Raw genomic sequence first — 14025 nt, 5'->3', positions numbered from 1 at the left:
GGCTGTACTTGACCCACCACCACGCCGCGAGAGCGGCCACGATCAGGACGACGACCGGGGCAGCGAGAATATAGATTTGCAGCCCTGTCATTCGCGGAGCCTCCCGAGAACGAGTTGCGCAACCAGATGTAGGCCAATTCCGACCAGGAACCAAACGGCTCCCATGACCGGCCACCAGGAACGCGGGGTGGCGACGGCGCCGTACAGAAATCCGGCAATCGGGGCAATGATCGCGGTGACAACTGTCGCGACCGCGAGATTGTTCAGCGCAGTCGCAAAAAGCTTCGTTCGTTCATTCGGCACGAGGCCCATGACGGTCCGCCCTCCGGCCGGACCATCATACCACAACCAAAGGTTCACTGCCCCCGCTTGGCGGCGCTGGCGAAGCGGCGCGCCTCGTCGGCGGCGCGGAACAAGGCCTTGGCCTTGTTGACGCACTCCTGCTGCTCGGAGGCCGGGTCGGAATCGGCGACGATGCCGGCGCCGGCCTGCACGTACATGGTGCCGTCCTTCACCAGCGCGGTGCGCAGCACGATGCACGAATCCATCTCGCCGGCGGCGGAAAAGTAGCCGACGCAGCCGGCATAGAGCCCGCGCTTCTCCTTCTCCAGCTCGTCGATGATCTCCATCGCCCGTACTTTCGGCGCCCCAGACACGGTGCCGGCGGGAAAGCCGGCGGCGAGCGCGTCGAGCGTGTCGCAGCGCGCGTCGAGCACGCCTTCGACATTCGAGACGATGTGCATCACCTGGCTGTAGCGCTCGATGAAGAACTGGTCGGTCACCGTCACGGTGCCGATCTTCGCCACCCGGCCGACATCGTTGCGGCCGAGATCGAGCAGCATCAGATGCTCGGCGCGCTCCTTGGGATCGGCCAGAAGCTCCTCCTCGAGCGCCTTGTCCTCGTGCGGCGTGGGCCCGCGCGGGCGGGTGCCGGCGATCGGGCGGATCGTCACGGTGTCGGCGCGCAGGCGCACCAGGATTTCGGGGCTCGAGCCGACCACGGCAAAGCCGCCGTAGTCGAGAAAGAACAGGTAGGGCGCGGGGTTCACCCGGCGCAGCGCGCGATAGAGCGCGAACGGCGGCAGGGCGAACGGCGTGGTGAAGCGCTGGCCGAGCACCACCTGAAAGATGTCGCCGGCGGCGATGTACTCCTTCGCCCGCCGCACCATCGCCGCGTACTCCTCCGGCGTGGTGTTGGAGGCGGGCGGCACGTCGAGCGCCTCGGCGACGTCCTCGATCGGCTCCTTGAGGAGCGGGCGGTCGAGCGCGTCGACCACCGCGGTGAGCCGCTCCACCGCGCGGGCGTGCGCGATCTTTGCCGGCACCGCCGGGGCGGGCCGCACCGGGGTGACGACCGTGATGGCGTCCTTCACCGCATCGAACACGATGACGACGGTTGGCCGCACCAACATCGCGTCGGGAATGCCGATCGGGTCGGGATTGGGGGCGGGCAGCTCCTCCATCAGCCGCACCATGTCGTAGCCGAGATAGCCGAACACGCCGGCCGCCATCGGCGGCAGGGTGTCGGGCAGATCGATGCGGCTCTCGGCGATCACCGTGCGCAGCGCCTGGAGCGGCGGCTCGGGGCAGGGGACGAACGCCTCATCCGAGGCGGCGCCGCCGCGGGCGATCGCCGCCTTGCCGTCGACCACCCGGAACACCAGGTCGGGGTCGAGCCCGATGATCGAGTAGCGGCCGCGCACGGCCCCGCCCTCGACCGATTCGAGAAGGAAGCTCAGGGGCTTGCCCTCGGCGACCTTGATGAAGGCGGAGACCGCGGTCTCGAGGTCGGCGACCAGCGTGGTGGAGACCACCTGGGCGATCCCGCGTCCATGCGCCTCGATGAAGGGGCCGGCGGGCGGTTCGATCTGCATCGGCTGACGTCACGTTCTCGGCGGGCGGCGCGCCGGACCGGCCGGAGCGATGCCCGAAATGGTTTTGGTCGATCCCCGTGTCGGCGGCCGCGCGGGCCGCCGAAGAATGGTATCCTACGCCGGTCTCCCGTGCGCTCTAAAAAGAATCCGATCCGCTGCGGCCGGTCGCCTGGGCGAAGGCCGCCTGATTGATCTCGACCCCGAGATCGCTCTGCAGCTGGGCGATGTACTGGGTCATCAGGTCGTCGGCATAGGCGCGCTTCAGGGCGTCGAGCTGCTTCTTGGTCTCGGCGCCGTCCGGATCGAAGGTCGGCTCGGTGATCGCCGTCACCTGGAAGACGACGTGCTGCGTCTGGCTCGCGCCTTCGGCGGAGGCGACGCCGTCCTTCGGCGTCTCGAACACCACCGACACCACCGAGGCCGGCACCGGGGCGGTCGCGTTGCGCTCGAGGCCCCAGGCGGTCGCGACCGCCAGATTGTCGGCCTGAGCGGCCTCGGCGAGCGGCGTGCCGGCCTTCACCTTGCCGACGATCTCGCTCGCCTTGGCGGCGACCCGCTCGGCGGTCTTGTCGAGCCGCCAGCGTTCTTCCACCTTGTCCTTCACCTCGTCGAAGGTGCGGTCGCGCGAGGGGGTGACGCCGGCGACCTCGTACCAGAGATAGCCGCCGGAGGGCAGCCGCACCGCCTCGTTCTCGACGCCGGCCTGGGTCTGGAACGCCGGGCCGATCACGTCGACCTCCTTCGGCAGCTCGACCGGCTGGCCGTCCGGCGCGCGGCCCGAGCGGTCGACCGCATCGATCACCTCGACCGGCAGCTTCAGCTTGGCGGCGATCTCGTCGAGCCGCGAGCCGGCGGCGAGCTCGTCCTCCACCTTGTCGCGCAAATCGCCGACCTGCGCCTTGGCGCGCTCCAGCGCGAGGTCGGCCTTGATCTTGGCCTCGACCTCCGGGAACGGGGTGACGCTCGCCGGCTGGATCGCCGTGACCTCGACGATCGCATTGGTGAAGCGGCCCTCGACCGGCCCGCTGACCTCGCCCTCCTTCAGCGCGAAGGCGGCGTCGGCGATCGCCGGGTCGAGCATGTCGGACTTCGCCACCAGGCCGAGATCGAGATCGGTCGGCGCCACGTTGCGCTCGGCGGCGAGCGCCTCGAAGGAGAGGCCACCGGCGAGCCGGTCGGCCGCGGCCTTGGCCTCCTCGGCGGAGGGGAAGGAAATTTGCTGCACCCGCCGCTTCTCCGGCACGCGATACTGGGCGGCGCGCGCCTCGTAGGCCTGCTTGGCGTCGGCGTCGGTCACCTCGATCGATTTCGCGACCGCCTCCGGCGACACCGTGAGCAGCAGCACCTTGCGGTACTCCGGCGCGCGGAACAGGAACTTCTTGTCGGTGTAGAGCTTCTGCAGCTCCTCATCGGTCGGCGCCGGCAGCTCGCCGACCGCCGCGGCATCGACCGTCACGTAAGCGATGTCGCGCTTCTCGTGGGCGAAACGGTCGAGCGCCATGGCGGCGGTCTTGGGGGCGGCGATCTCGCCGGCGACGGAGCCGGCGAGCTGGCGGCGCAGCGTCACCCGGCGCTGCTCCTCGATGAAGCGCTGCTCGGAAAAGCCGGCCTGGCGGATCAGATAGAGGAAGCGCTGCTGGTCGAACCGGCCGTTGATGCCGGCGAATGCCGGGTCCTTGGTGATCTGCTGGACGATCTCGTCGGTCGACACCGCGAGGCCGAGCTGGCGGGCGCGCTCGTCGAGCGCCGCCTCGGCGATCTGCGCGGCGAGGATCTGCTGGTCGAGGCCGGCGGCGCGGGCCTGCTCGGGCGGGATCGGCCGGCCGAGCCGGCGCGCATATTGCTGCAGCTGGTCGTTGTAGATCTGCCGGAACTGCTCGATCGAGATCTCGCTCTTGCCGATGGTCGCGACCGTGGAGTGGCCGAACCCGCGAAAAATGTCGCCGATGCCCCAGATGACGAAGCTGAGGACCAGGAAGGTCACCACCGCTCCCATCACCAGCTTGCCGATCCAGTTCGAGGTGGCCTGTCGCAATCCGCGGAGCATGATCCAGTTCGCAGGGTTCCGGAGCGTCCTCGCCGACCGGGACACCCGGGTCGCGAAAGCACGATCCATCGGAATGGAGATCGCGCACGCCGGGCCACGGCGGGCCGGCAGCGTGCCGAAGGCGACGGCCGCGAGCGGCCGGCCGACCGGACCGTCCGAGCGCTCCGTCCGAGCGTTCGAGGGGGCCGCGAAGGCGGCGCGCATCATAGGCAGGGGCTCGAGACCCCGCAACACGTGCGCGCGAGCGCCGTACCGCCGGAATTTGTCGCACCGACGCGATCGTGCCATAACCCGATGACGCATTTCACGAGACCGCTTCCGCGGCAGCCGCTCGCGCGCATCGCGCCGACCCGGCAGGCGGCGGCCATCGTTTCCGGGGGGAGACTTCACATGACGGCACGGCGCCCGCTGGTGGCGGGGAACTGGAAGATGAACGGCCTGTCGGCCTCGATCGCCGAGCTCGACGCGGTGATCGCCGCCGCACCCGACCTCGCCGGCAAGACCGACCTGATGGTCTGCCCGCCGGCGACCCTGGTCGCGGTGTTCGTGGCGCGGGCGAAGGGCAGCCCGGTCGCGATCGGCGGGCAGGACTGCCATGCCGAGGTGTCGGGCGCCTTCACCGGCGACATCGCCGCAGAAATGCTGTTCGACGCCGGCGCCAGCGCGGTGATCGTCGGCCATTCGGAGCGGCGCACGTATCACAAGGAGACCGACGCCGAGGTGTGCGCCAAGGCGAAGGCCGCCTGGCGGGCGCGCCTTCTGGCGATCGTCTGCATCGGCGAGACCAAGGACGAGCGAGTCGGCGGCAAGACGCTCGACGTGCTCGCCACCCAGCTCGCGGGCTCCTTGCCGGACGGCTGCACCGCCAAGAATCTCGTGGTCGCCTACGAGCCGGTGTGGGCGATCGGCACCGGCCTCACGCCGACGACGGCCGACGTCGCCGAGGCGCACGGCTTCATCCGCGAAAAGCTCACCGCCCGGTTCGGCGGCGAGGGGGAGGGCGTGCGCGTCCTCTATGGCGGCTCGGTGAAGCCGTCCAACGCGGCCGAGCTGATGGCGGTCGCCAATGTCGACGGTGCCCTGGTCGGTGGCGCGAGCCTCAAGGCCAACGATTTCCTCGGCATCGCCGGGGTCTATCGGTAGTTTCGCACCCCCGCGCGGGGGCGCCGAGGGACGTGAACGGCGACAGTGAGGGCAGGGCCGGGGGCACGCTCCCGCCCGCCGGATCGCCAGCCGATCGCCGCCCGGTCGCGCCGGGCGGTAAACCGGGCGGTAAAATCGACCGCCGCAGCGCTGCTTTTCGTCTCGACCGGTAGAAATACGACGCGGGATCGTGTAGACGCGGCGCCGACCCCATATGTCGCCCGAACGGCCGGTGCCGATCCGGGCGGGCCGACCCCGAATCACCACGGCGGAGCGCCGAGGTCCGACACGACCGGGCCGATCGCGCGCGCCCCGAGCGGATTGTCCGACATGCATACCGTCGTCCTCGTTCTCCATCTGATGATCGTCCTGGCGCTGATCGGGCTGGTGCTGCTGCAGCGCTCCGAGGGCGGGGCGTTGGGGATCGGCGGCGGCGGCGGCTTCATGGCCGGGCGCGGCAGCGGCAACCCGATGACCCGGGCGACCGCCTATCTGGCCGCGGCGTTCTTCGCCACCAGCCTCGGACTGTCCTGGCTCGCCGGCATGTCGCACCGGCCGACCACCATCGTTCCCGTCGAGGGACCGTCCGCCCCGGCCCCGAGCGCGCCGGCGCCGCTCGGCGGCGGCAGCGGCGGCCTGCTCGACCAGATTCCGGGCGGCGGCCAGCCGGCCGCGCCGGCAGCCCCCGCCGCTCCGGCGGTGCCGTCGGGGCCGCAGGTGCCGCAGTCGCAATAAGCCCGGACCGACACGTCATTCGGATCGTACCGATGCAGGCGTCCGACCGACCCGGCCTCCGAGCCGGGTCGGTTTTGCCGTGCGAATTCAACAAATGGAGTCAATCCATTGAACACCGGCCCATTTTCTCGATCCTACCCGCCCCCGGAAGAGTCCCGCGGACCAGCCTTGCGGCGAAAGACCTCGTCGAATCGAGCCGCCCGGGCTAGAGGTCGGGTCCCATGACGCGGTATATCTTCATCACCGGCGGCGTGGTCTCGTCTCTCGGCAAGGGTCTCGCATCGGCCGCTCTCGGCGCGCTTCTCCAGGCGCGTGGCTATTCGGTGCGGCTGCGCAAGCTCGACCCCTATCTCAACGTCGATCCGGGCACCATGTCGCCGTACCAGCACGGCGAGGTGTTCGTCACCGACGACGGCGCCGAGACGGACCTCGATCTCGGCCATTACGAGCGGTTCACCGGACGCCCGGCGAGCCGCCAGGACAACATCACCACCGGGCGGATCTACCAGGAGATCCTCGCCAAGGAGCGGCACGGCGACTATCTCGGCGCCACCATCCAGGTGATCCCGCACGTCACCAACGCCATCAAGGACTTCGTCCGCGACGGCAGCGACGGCTACGACTTCGTGCTGGTCGAGATCGGCGGCACGGTGGGCGACATCGAGGGCCTGCCGTTCTTCGAGGCGATCCGCCAGTTCGGCATCGAGGTGCCGCGCGGCAGCGCGATCTACATCCACCTGACGCTGCTGCCCTTCATCGCGTCGGCCGGCGAGCTGAAGACCAAGCCGACCCAGCACTCGGTGAAGGAGCTGCGCTCGATCGGCATCCAGCCCGACATCCTGCTGTGCCGCACCGACCGGCCGATCCCCAAGGAGGAGCGCCGCAAGCTCGCGCTGTTCTGCAACGTGCGCGAGACGGCGGTGATCGAGGCGCGCGACGCCGACAATATCTATGCCGTGCCGGAGGCCTATCACGACGCCGGGCTCGACACCGAGGTGTTGGCGGCGTTCGGCCTGCCGACCGCCGGCGAGCCCGATCTCGGCCGCTGGCGCTTCATCAACGACCGCGTCCACAACCCCGAAGGCGAGGTGACGATCGCCATCGTCGGCAAGTACACGGGGATGAAGGACGCCTATAAATCGCTCACCGAGGCGCTGACCCATGGCGGCATCGCCAACAAGGTGCGGGTGAACTTCGACTGGATCGAGAGCGAGGTGTTCGAGCGCGAGGACCCCGCGCCGTTCCTCGAGCACGTCCACGGCATCCTGGTGCCCGGCGGTTTCGGCCAGCGCGGCGCCGAGGGAAAAATCCGGGCGGCGCGGTTCGCACGCGAGCGCAAGGTGCCGTATCTCGGCATCTGCTTCGGCATGCAGATGGCGGTGATCGAGGCGGTGCGCAACCTGTGCGGGGTCGCCGACGCGAATTCCACGGAATTCGGCCCGACCGACCAGCCGGTGGTCGGCCTGATGACCGAGTGGATGCGTGGCAACGAGCTGGAGCAGCGCGCGCACGACGGCGACCTCGGTGGCACCATGAGGCTCGGTGCCTATGCGGCGCAGCTCGGCGAGGGCTCGAAGGTGAGCGCCGTCTACGGCACCACCAAGATCTCCGAGCGCCACCGCCACCGCTACGAGGTCAACACCCGCTATCGCGAAACGCTCGAGCAGCACGGCATGCGCTTCTCCGGCATGTCACCGGACGGCCTCTTGCCGGAGATCGTCGAGTATGTCGACCACCCGTGGTTCATCGGCGTGCAGTTCCACCCGGAGCTGAAGTCGCGCCCGTTCGCCCCGCACCCGCTGTTCGCCTCCTTCATCGGCGCCGCGGTGGAGCAGAGCCGGCTGGTATAGGCCGGCCTCGGCCGGCGACCGACCTTTTTACCCGTCTCGAACGGCGAGCGCCCGTGACCTGCCGGCCTCGGCAGGTCGGGGGCGCTTTGCTATATTTTTTGCGGGCCGAGGGGAGACGGAGCAGGCATGACCGACGACCGCACGCTCTACGACGACGACATTCTCCTGTGGTCCGAGCAGCAGGCAGCGGTGATCCGCGCGCTCGGCCGCCGGCCCGACCTCCCGAACGACCTCGACATCGCGAACGTGGCCGAGGAGATCGAAAGCGTGGGACGCTCGGAACTCGCTGCGGTCGAGAGCAGTATCGAGCGGATCTTTCTGCATCTGCACAAGCTGACGCTGGAGCCGGGTGCCGAGCCGGCCCGTCATTGGCGCGTCGAGATCGCGGCATTCCACATGCAGCTCCGGCGGCGCTATGCCCCGTCGATGCGCCAGCGGATCGACCTCGACGCGCTGTGGCGCTCCACCCGGGAGCTGACAGGCCTCGCCTGTGAGGGCACGGCCCTGCAGGACGCGGCGGAAAGCCTGCCGGCCAGTGCGCCGGTCGCGCTCGACGACCTTTTGGGCGAGCGGATCGACCCCAGGACGCTGGTCGAGCGGATCGAGGTGACGTCGCGGACATGATCTCCGCGGCGTGGCGGTGCCCGAGACAGCCGTCTGGCCCATCGCGCTTTTATTCGCCGAATTTCGCCGTCGCGAATTGGGGAACATATGCGTATCGGCGCAACGCGGGCCGACCGCATCGGCTCGACAACCTATTGTACCAATTGAAATCAACCTATAAGTCACATAACGTACATAAATTGGAGCGCTGGATCATAACCCGCCATCCGGGTTGATCTCGATACCATCCATGGTTACATTGACAAAGCTCTTCCTCGTTGTCGGAGGTTCGAGCGATATCGCAACATTCAGCACAGGCAACATTCAGCACAGGGGTGTCGGAAATGGAACCGATGTACGTCTGGGTTGGAATTCTCGGCGGGCTGTTCGTCGCCACGCTGGTGATCAACAGCATGTATTCGCCCAAGAAGGGCTGAGGCCCGCGGAGAGCGCATCGGCGCGGGCTCGGAATTGCCCCGCGCCGGGCGCAGTCCGGCCTGTTGGCGCCGCGACTTTTGCGGCATGACCCGACCCCACTCCGAATGAGGTCGCCAGGCATTCGCCGGACGAACCGCGAGTTCGGACGAACGACGACCATCGACCGGTCGATCCGGAGGCGGCGCTCCGGAAGCCATCGAGTTGTGCATCTCACCAACCCCCAGGGGCCATTTTACGTAAACCATCCTTTCTGAACCAGCCGAGCGAACAATCAACGATCGAAGGTTTTATCCGTTATATCGTATCGAGGAATTATCACCTCGAAGAATCCCTGCCGGCGGACCGGCGTGGTTTCTCGTTTTGCGGGCAAGCCCGACTATAAACCTCGTCCGAGCTCGTCGGTCGGGGTTTCTTTTCTGTTCCCGCTCCTATTCCCATCGAACGCGCGAATCCGGCTGCCGCGACCGTCGTCGCACGAGGCCGCATTCGGCCGGCGGCGGGCGGTGATCGTACCCGCATCCCGAGATTGACCCTGCCTGTCTGCAGCGCCATGGTCCGCGGGCCATGAACGCCCCGATCACGCCTCCCCCCGATTCCGTCGTCACTCTCGGCGCCACCCGGTCCGGGCAAGCCTGCGCCGGACAAGTCCGCGCCGGACAAGTCCGGTCCGGACAAGTCCGGTTCGGCAATGCGTTGCCGCTCACGGTGATCGCCGGCCCGTGCCAGATGGAGAGCCGGGCGCACGCGCTGGAAACCGCCGCCGCGATCCAGGAGATCGCCGCGCGGGCAGGGGTCGGGCTCGTCTACAAGACCTCGTTCGACAAGGCGAATCGCACCAGCCTGTCCGGCATCCGCGGGGTCGGCCTGAGCGCGGCGCTGCCGGTGTTTGCCGAGATCCGGGAAACGCTCGGGCTGCCGGTCCTGACCGACGTGCACGAGGCGGCGCAGTGCGGGCCGGTCGCCGAGGTTGTGGACATTCTGCAGATTCCCGCCTTCCTGTGCCGCCAGACCGATTTGCTCGTGGCCGCTGCGAAGACCGGCAAAGTGGTCAATGTGAAGAAGGGCCAGTTCCTCGCCCCGTGGGACATGGCGAACGTGGTCGCCAAGGTCACCGGTGCCGGCAATTCGCGCGTCCTGGTCACCGAGCGGGGCGCCTCGTTCGGCTACAACACCTTGGTCACCGACATGCGCGCGCTGCCGATCCTCGCAAGAACGGGCGCACCGGTGATCTTCGATGCCACCCATTCGGTGCAGCAGCCGGGCGGGCAGGGGACCTCCTCAGGCGGCGACCGCAGCTTCGTGCCGGTGCTGGCGCGCGCGGCGGTGGCGGTCGGCGTCGCCGGCGTCTTCATCGAGACCCACCCCGATCCCGACCATGCCCCCTCCGATGGCCCCAACATGGTGCCGCTCGCCGACCTCGAATCCCTCCTGAAGACGCTCCTCGCCTTCGATATGCTCGCGAAGGGCATCCCGGCCGCCGATTCGCCGTGAGAACCGGAAGACCCCGCCAGGGGCCGCGTCACCTCGAGTCCGGGTGCCGAGCATCATGAGCGAACCGATATCGTCGACCGCGGCCTCCGACCCCCCGGAGAACCGGCGGCTGCTCGCCATCTGCGCGCTCGCGCTGTTCGCCACCAGCCTGTTCATGCGGGCGATCGACCCGGTGGTTCCGCAGATCGCCGGCGAGTTCTCGCTCGACGTGCGCACCGTCGCGCTGCTGTCGACCGCCTACACGCTGCCCTATGCGCTGATCCAGCCGGTGCTCGGCAGCTTTGCCGACACGCTGGGGAAGTCGCTGGTGCTGAAAGTCTCGCTGGTGACGACCGCGGTCGCCGGGCTGATGGGCGCACTCGCGCCCGATTTCTCCGTGCTGTTCGCCTCGCGCATCATGACCGGCGTGGTGTCGGGCGGCATCTTTCCGATCTCGCTGGCGATCGCCGGTGATCTCGTGCCGGTGTCGCGCCGGCAGATCGCCTTCGGGCACATGCTGGCCGCCTCGATGCTCGGCAATCTGCTCGGCTCGCCGCTCGCCGGCGTGATCGCCGATCTGGTCGGCTGGCGCGGCATTTTTGCGGTGATCGGCTGCTTCGCCTTCGTGGTGTACGTCGCGGTCGAGATCGGCTTTCGCGGCGTGTTCGTCGAGCGGCGCGGCCGGTTCGACCTGCCGACCATCCTCGCCGGCTACGGCGCGGTAATGAAGAACCCGCTGGCCAAGATCTGCTTTTTCACGGTGTTCGTGGAAGGTGCCGTCGTGTTCGGCTTCTTCCCCTATGTCGCGGCGCTGCTGGCGATGCGCGGCGAGGCGAGTGCCACCATCGCCGGCATCGTCATCGCCGCCTTCGCGGTCGGCGGCATCGTCTATTCGAGCTCGGTATCGCGCCTGCTGAACCTGGTCGGCGAGCGGCCGATGATGGCGGGCGGCAGCCTGTTCATGGCGACCGGCTTGATGGTGACGGCGATCGGCTTCTCCTGGCCGGTCGACGTCGTGGCCTTCATGGTGCTCGGCTTCGGCTTCTACTCGATGCACGGCGTGGTCCAGATCTACGCGACCGAGCTCGCCCCGGCCTCGCGGGGCCTGGCGATGGCGCTGCACTCGTTCTGCTTCTTCATGGGGCAGGCGGTCGGCCCGGTGGCCTATCGCTACGGGATCGCCGGGCTCGGCACGGTCGGAGCGGTGGCGCTGGCCGGCGCCGGGCTGGTCGCGGTCGGCGTCCTGTGCGCCGCGACGCTGCGGCGGACTGCCCGCGCCTGACGCCCGACCGACTTTTGGCGCATGCCTGCCCGCCGGCCGCCGCCGGAACGGGGCGAACGGCGCTTGCGGCGCGCCGGCAAATCGGCAATCATCGGCTCACGGCCTGGGGTGCCACGCATGGTGCGTGGCTGAGATCACACCCGTCGAACCTGTCTGGGTCATGCCAGCGAAGGGAGCCGCCGATGGCAGCTTTTTCACGTCCGGATTCCACCTCCAACTCTGCGGGGGCGTCGCCCGACGTCGTCGTGATCGGCGCCGGCATCGTCGGCCTCGGGGTCGCCTGGCGGCTGCGCCAGCGCGGCGTCGCGGTCACCGTGCTCGACCAAGGCGAGATCGCCCGCGGGGCGAGCCACGTTGCCGGCGGCATGCTGGCGGCCTGCGCCGAGGCCGAGCCCGGCGAGGAGGCTTTGGTTCGGCTCGGCCGCTACGCCCAGTCGCTGTGGCCGTCGTTCGCCGCCGAGCTCGAGAGCATCGCCGGCCACTCGGTCGAGCTGCGCACCGAGGGCACCATGGTGATGGCGGTGACCGCCGACGACCGGGCGACGCTCGGCCATCATCTCGCCTTCCAGCAATCGCTCGGCCTGCCGGTCGAGTGGCTGTCCGGAGCGGAGGCCCGCAAGCGCGAGCCGCATCTCGCGCCGGGCATGATCGGCGCCGCCTTCAGCCCGGAGGACCATCAGGTCGAGACGCGCAAGCTGGTCGCGGCGATCAGGGTCGCGGCGGAGCGGGCGGGCGCGGTGATCCGGCCGAACACGCCGGTCGCGAGCCTGGTGATCGAGGGCGAGCGCGTCACCGGCGTGCGGCTCGCCGACGGGTCGGTGCTCCCGGCCGGCAAGGTGGTGCTCGCGGCGGGCGCCTGGGCGCGCACCATCGAGGGCTTGCCGCCGACCCAGCGGCCGCCGGTGCGGCCGATCAAGGGGCAGGTGATCGTGCTGGCGATGGACCCGGCGGCGCCGCTGCTGCACCACGTCGTGTGGGCGCCCGGCTGCTATCTGGTGCCGCGGCGCGACGGCCGTCTGCTGGTCGGCGCGACGGTCGAGGAGAAGGGCTTCGACACGACGCTCACCGCCGGCGGCATCATGTCGGTGCTGCAGAACGGCTGGCGGGCGCTGCCCGGCATCGAGGAGCTGCCGATCGTCGAGTTCATGGTCGGCCATCGGCCGGGCTGCCGCGACGACGCGCCGGTGCTCGGGCCGGCGGCGGTGGACGGGCTCGTCTACGCGACCGGCCACCACCGCAACGGCATTCTGCTCGCGCCGGTGACGGCCGACTCGATCGCCCGGCTGGTGATCGACGGCGTGGTCGATCCGGAGATCGCGCCGTTCGGCATGGAGCGTTTCGCGACCGCCCGCGCGCACTGATCTTTTCCGAACCCGTCGAGGAGGGCCGCCATGACGGACGCGTCCGTCGCGACCATCACGGTCAACGGCGCCGCCGAGCCTTTCGTGGCCGCCGGCACGCTGACCACGCTCCTGTCCATCAAGGGGATCGATCCCGACGCTCGAGGCGTCGCGGTCGCCCTCAACGGCCGGGTGGTGCCACGCGCCGCCTGGGCCGACACACCGCTCGCCGCCGGCGACGCGGTCGAGATCGTACGGGCCCGGCCCGGAGGCTGACACGAATGACCACCACGACCATCGAAACCACCGACACGACCGACACCGACGCGCTGGAGATCGCCGGCCGCACATTTCGCTCGCGGTTGTTTCTCGGCACCTCGAACTATCCGAACCGGCAGGTGATGCTGGACGCGATCGCCGCGAGCGGCACCGCGATGGTGACCGCCGCGATCCGCCGCATCAGCCTCGCGGGCGACGAGAGCTTGGTCGACCTGATCGGCGACACCGCCCACATTTTGCCGAACACCGCCGGCTGCCAGACCGCGCGCGACGCGGTGCTGACCGCCGAGCTCGCCCGCGAAGCGCTCGCCACCGACTGGGTGAAGCTCGAGGTGATCGGCGACCGCGAGCTGCTCTATCCCGACATCGACGAGACCCTGAAGGCGACCGAGATTTTGGTGGGGAAGGGGTTCGTCGTGCTGCCCTACTGCAACGACGACCCGGTGAGCTGCAAAAAGCTCGCGGACGCCGGGGCGGCGGCGGTGATGCCGCTCGGCGCGCCGATCGGCTCCGGGCTCGGCATCTCCAACCCGCACATGATCGAGACGATCTGCGCGCGCTCGACCGTCCCGGTGGTGCTCGACGCCGGGATCGGCACCGCCTCCGACGCGACGCTGGCGATGGAGCTCGGCTGCGCCGCCGTGCTGGTCGCCTCGGCGGTGTCGAAGTCGAACGACCCGGTGAAGATGGCGAAGGCGATGCGGGCGGGCGTCGAGGCCGGCCGCTTCGCTTTCCGGGCGGGGCGAATCCCGCGCCGCCGGTTCGCCGAGCCGTCGAGCCCGCAGCTCGGCCTCGTGGGGTCGTGAGGGCAGGGGGCCGCGCCCGAGGACGATCGAAGGCCGGCCCCGCACTCCGCTCGTTCCCGCGCAGGCGGGAACCCGGCTCTTTGGGCCGCCTTCTTCTGGGTTCCCGTTTTCCGCAGGATGTCGAGAATCGATCTCCGGTCGGTCCGGAGCCGGTCCAT

The 14025-nt window shown here is 69.3% G+C and carries 12 protein-coding genes and 1 riboswitch; of the genes, 9 read left to right on the top strand and 3 right to left on the bottom strand.

Annotated features, from left to right (window positions below; all coding sequences use genetic code 11):
• Positions 1-87: 87 nt before the first annotated feature.
• The 3 genes from A33M_RS23755 to A33M_RS07210 all read right to left on the bottom strand — a co-directional run bounded on the left by A33M_RS23755 (position 88) and on the right by A33M_RS07210 (position 3921).
• Positions 88-312, bottom strand: a complete 225-nt coding sequence (locus A33M_RS23755; protein ID WP_157223372.1) for a hypothetical protein — start codon at positions 310-312, stop codon at positions 88-90.
• 44 nt (positions 313-356) lie between these two features.
• Positions 357-1874, bottom strand: coding sequence for an anthranilate synthase component I (trpE, locus tag A33M_RS07215; protein WP_008385222.1), 1518 nt, complete (start codon positions 1872-1874; stop codon positions 357-359).
• A gap of 136 nt (positions 1875-2010) precedes the next feature.
• Positions 2011-3921, bottom strand: coding sequence for a SurA N-terminal domain-containing protein (locus A33M_RS07210; RefSeq protein WP_040619660.1), 1911 nt, complete (start codon positions 3919-3921; stop codon positions 2011-2013).
• Positions 3922-4311: 390 nt separating this feature from the next.
• Here A33M_RS07210 and tpiA point away from each other — a divergent pair, with 390 nt between their 5' ends.
• The 9 genes from tpiA to A33M_RS07165 all read left to right on the top strand — a co-directional run bounded on the left by tpiA (position 4312) and on the right by A33M_RS07165 (position 13867).
• A complete protein-coding gene (gene tpiA / locus A33M_RS07205) occupies positions 4312-5064 on the top strand; it encodes a triose-phosphate isomerase (RefSeq protein WP_008385217.1) in 753 nt (250 codons plus the stop codon).
• Between the two features lie 330 nt (positions 5065-5394).
• Positions 5395-5799: a preprotein translocase subunit SecG gene (gene secG / locus A33M_RS07200; protein WP_008385215.1), complete on the top strand. Its 405-nt coding sequence runs from the start codon at positions 5395-5397 to the stop codon at positions 5797-5799.
• 221 nt (positions 5800-6020) lie between these two features.
• On the top strand, positions 6021-7649 hold the full coding sequence (locus tag A33M_RS07195; RefSeq protein ID WP_008385213.1) for a CTP synthase: 1629 nt from the start codon (positions 6021-6023) through the stop codon (positions 7647-7649).
• Between the two features lie 126 nt (positions 7650-7775).
• Positions 7776-8273 (top strand): DUF29 domain-containing protein, encoded by a 498-nt coding sequence (locus A33M_RS07190; RefSeq protein ID WP_008385211.1) that lies wholly within the window; start codon positions 7776-7778, stop codon positions 8271-8273.
• A 981-nt stretch (positions 8274-9254) separates the two neighbouring features.
• The gene (gene kdsA / locus A33M_RS07185) at positions 9255-10181 is read left to right on the top strand and encodes a 3-deoxy-8-phosphooctulonate synthase (RefSeq protein WP_008385209.1); all 927 of its coding nucleotides are present in this window, start codon (positions 9255-9257) and stop codon (positions 10179-10181) included.
• 55 nt (positions 10182-10236) lie between these two features.
• Positions 10237-11442, top strand: coding sequence for an MFS transporter (locus tag A33M_RS07180; RefSeq protein WP_040619642.1), 1206 nt, complete (start codon positions 10237-10239; stop codon positions 11440-11442).
• A 94-nt stretch (positions 11443-11536) separates the two neighbouring features.
• Positions 11537-11636: riboswitch (TPP riboswitch) on the top strand.
• Positions 11625-12803 carry a glycine oxidase ThiO gene (gene thiO, locus A33M_RS07175; protein WP_008385205.1) on the top strand — a complete coding sequence of 393 codons (1179 nt, stop codon included), beginning with the start codon at positions 11625-11627 and terminating at the stop codon, positions 12801-12803. It overlaps the preceding riboswitch by 12 nt.
• A gap of 30 nt (positions 12804-12833) precedes the next feature.
• Positions 12834-13058, top strand: a complete 225-nt coding sequence (gene thiS, locus A33M_RS07170) for a sulfur carrier protein ThiS (RefSeq protein ID WP_008385203.1) — start codon at positions 12834-12836, stop codon at positions 13056-13058.
• A gap of 5 nt (positions 13059-13063) precedes the next feature.
• Positions 13064-13867: a thiazole synthase gene (locus A33M_RS07165; protein ID WP_008385201.1), complete on the top strand. Its 804-nt coding sequence runs from the start codon at positions 13064-13066 to the stop codon at positions 13865-13867.
• Positions 13868-14025 lie beyond the last annotated feature (158 nt).

This window comes from Rhodovulum sp. PH10 (assembly GCF_000293785.1).
GTDB lineage: Bacteria > Pseudomonadota > Alphaproteobacteria > Rhizobiales > Xanthobacteraceae > Rhodoplanes.
This window is presented reverse-complemented; position numbering and strand designations above follow the sequence as displayed.

What these genes read in the sequence shown, in the direction of transcription:
- A33M_RS23755 (WP_157223372.1), bottom strand. Translation starts at nt 312, where the DNA reads ATGGGCCTCGTGCCGAATGAACGAACGAAGCTTTTTGCGACTGCGCTG.
- trpE (WP_008385222.1), bottom strand. Translation starts at nt 1,874, where the DNA reads ATGCAGATCGAACCGCCCGCCGGCCCCTTCATCGAGGCGCATGGACGC.
- A33M_RS07210 (WP_040619660.1), bottom strand. Translation starts at nt 3,921, where the DNA reads ATGCTCCGCGGATTGCGACAGGCCACCTCGAACTGGATCGGCAAGCTG.
- tpiA (WP_008385217.1), top strand. Translation starts at nt 4,312, where the DNA reads ATGACGGCACGGCGCCCGCTGGTGGCGGGGAACTGGAAGATGAACGGC.
- secG (WP_008385215.1), top strand. Translation starts at nt 5,395, where the DNA reads ATGCATACCGTCGTCCTCGTTCTCCATCTGATGATCGTCCTGGCGCTG.
- A33M_RS07195 (WP_008385213.1), top strand. Translation starts at nt 6,021, where the DNA reads ATGACGCGGTATATCTTCATCACCGGCGGCGTGGTCTCGTCTCTCGGC.
- A33M_RS07190 (WP_008385211.1), top strand. Translation starts at nt 7,776, where the DNA reads ATGACCGACGACCGCACGCTCTACGACGACGACATTCTCCTGTGGTCC.
- kdsA (WP_008385209.1), top strand. Translation starts at nt 9,255, where the DNA reads ATGAACGCCCCGATCACGCCTCCCCCCGATTCCGTCGTCACTCTCGGC.
- A33M_RS07180 (WP_040619642.1), top strand. Translation starts at nt 10,237, where the DNA reads ATGAGCGAACCGATATCGTCGACCGCGGCCTCCGACCCCCCGGAGAAC.
- thiO (WP_008385205.1), top strand. Translation starts at nt 11,625, where the DNA reads ATGGCAGCTTTTTCACGTCCGGATTCCACCTCCAACTCTGCGGGGGCG.
- thiS (WP_008385203.1), top strand. Translation starts at nt 12,834, where the DNA reads ATGACGGACGCGTCCGTCGCGACCATCACGGTCAACGGCGCCGCCGAG.
- A33M_RS07165 (WP_008385201.1), top strand. Translation starts at nt 13,064, where the DNA reads ATGACCACCACGACCATCGAAACCACCGACACGACCGACACCGACGCG.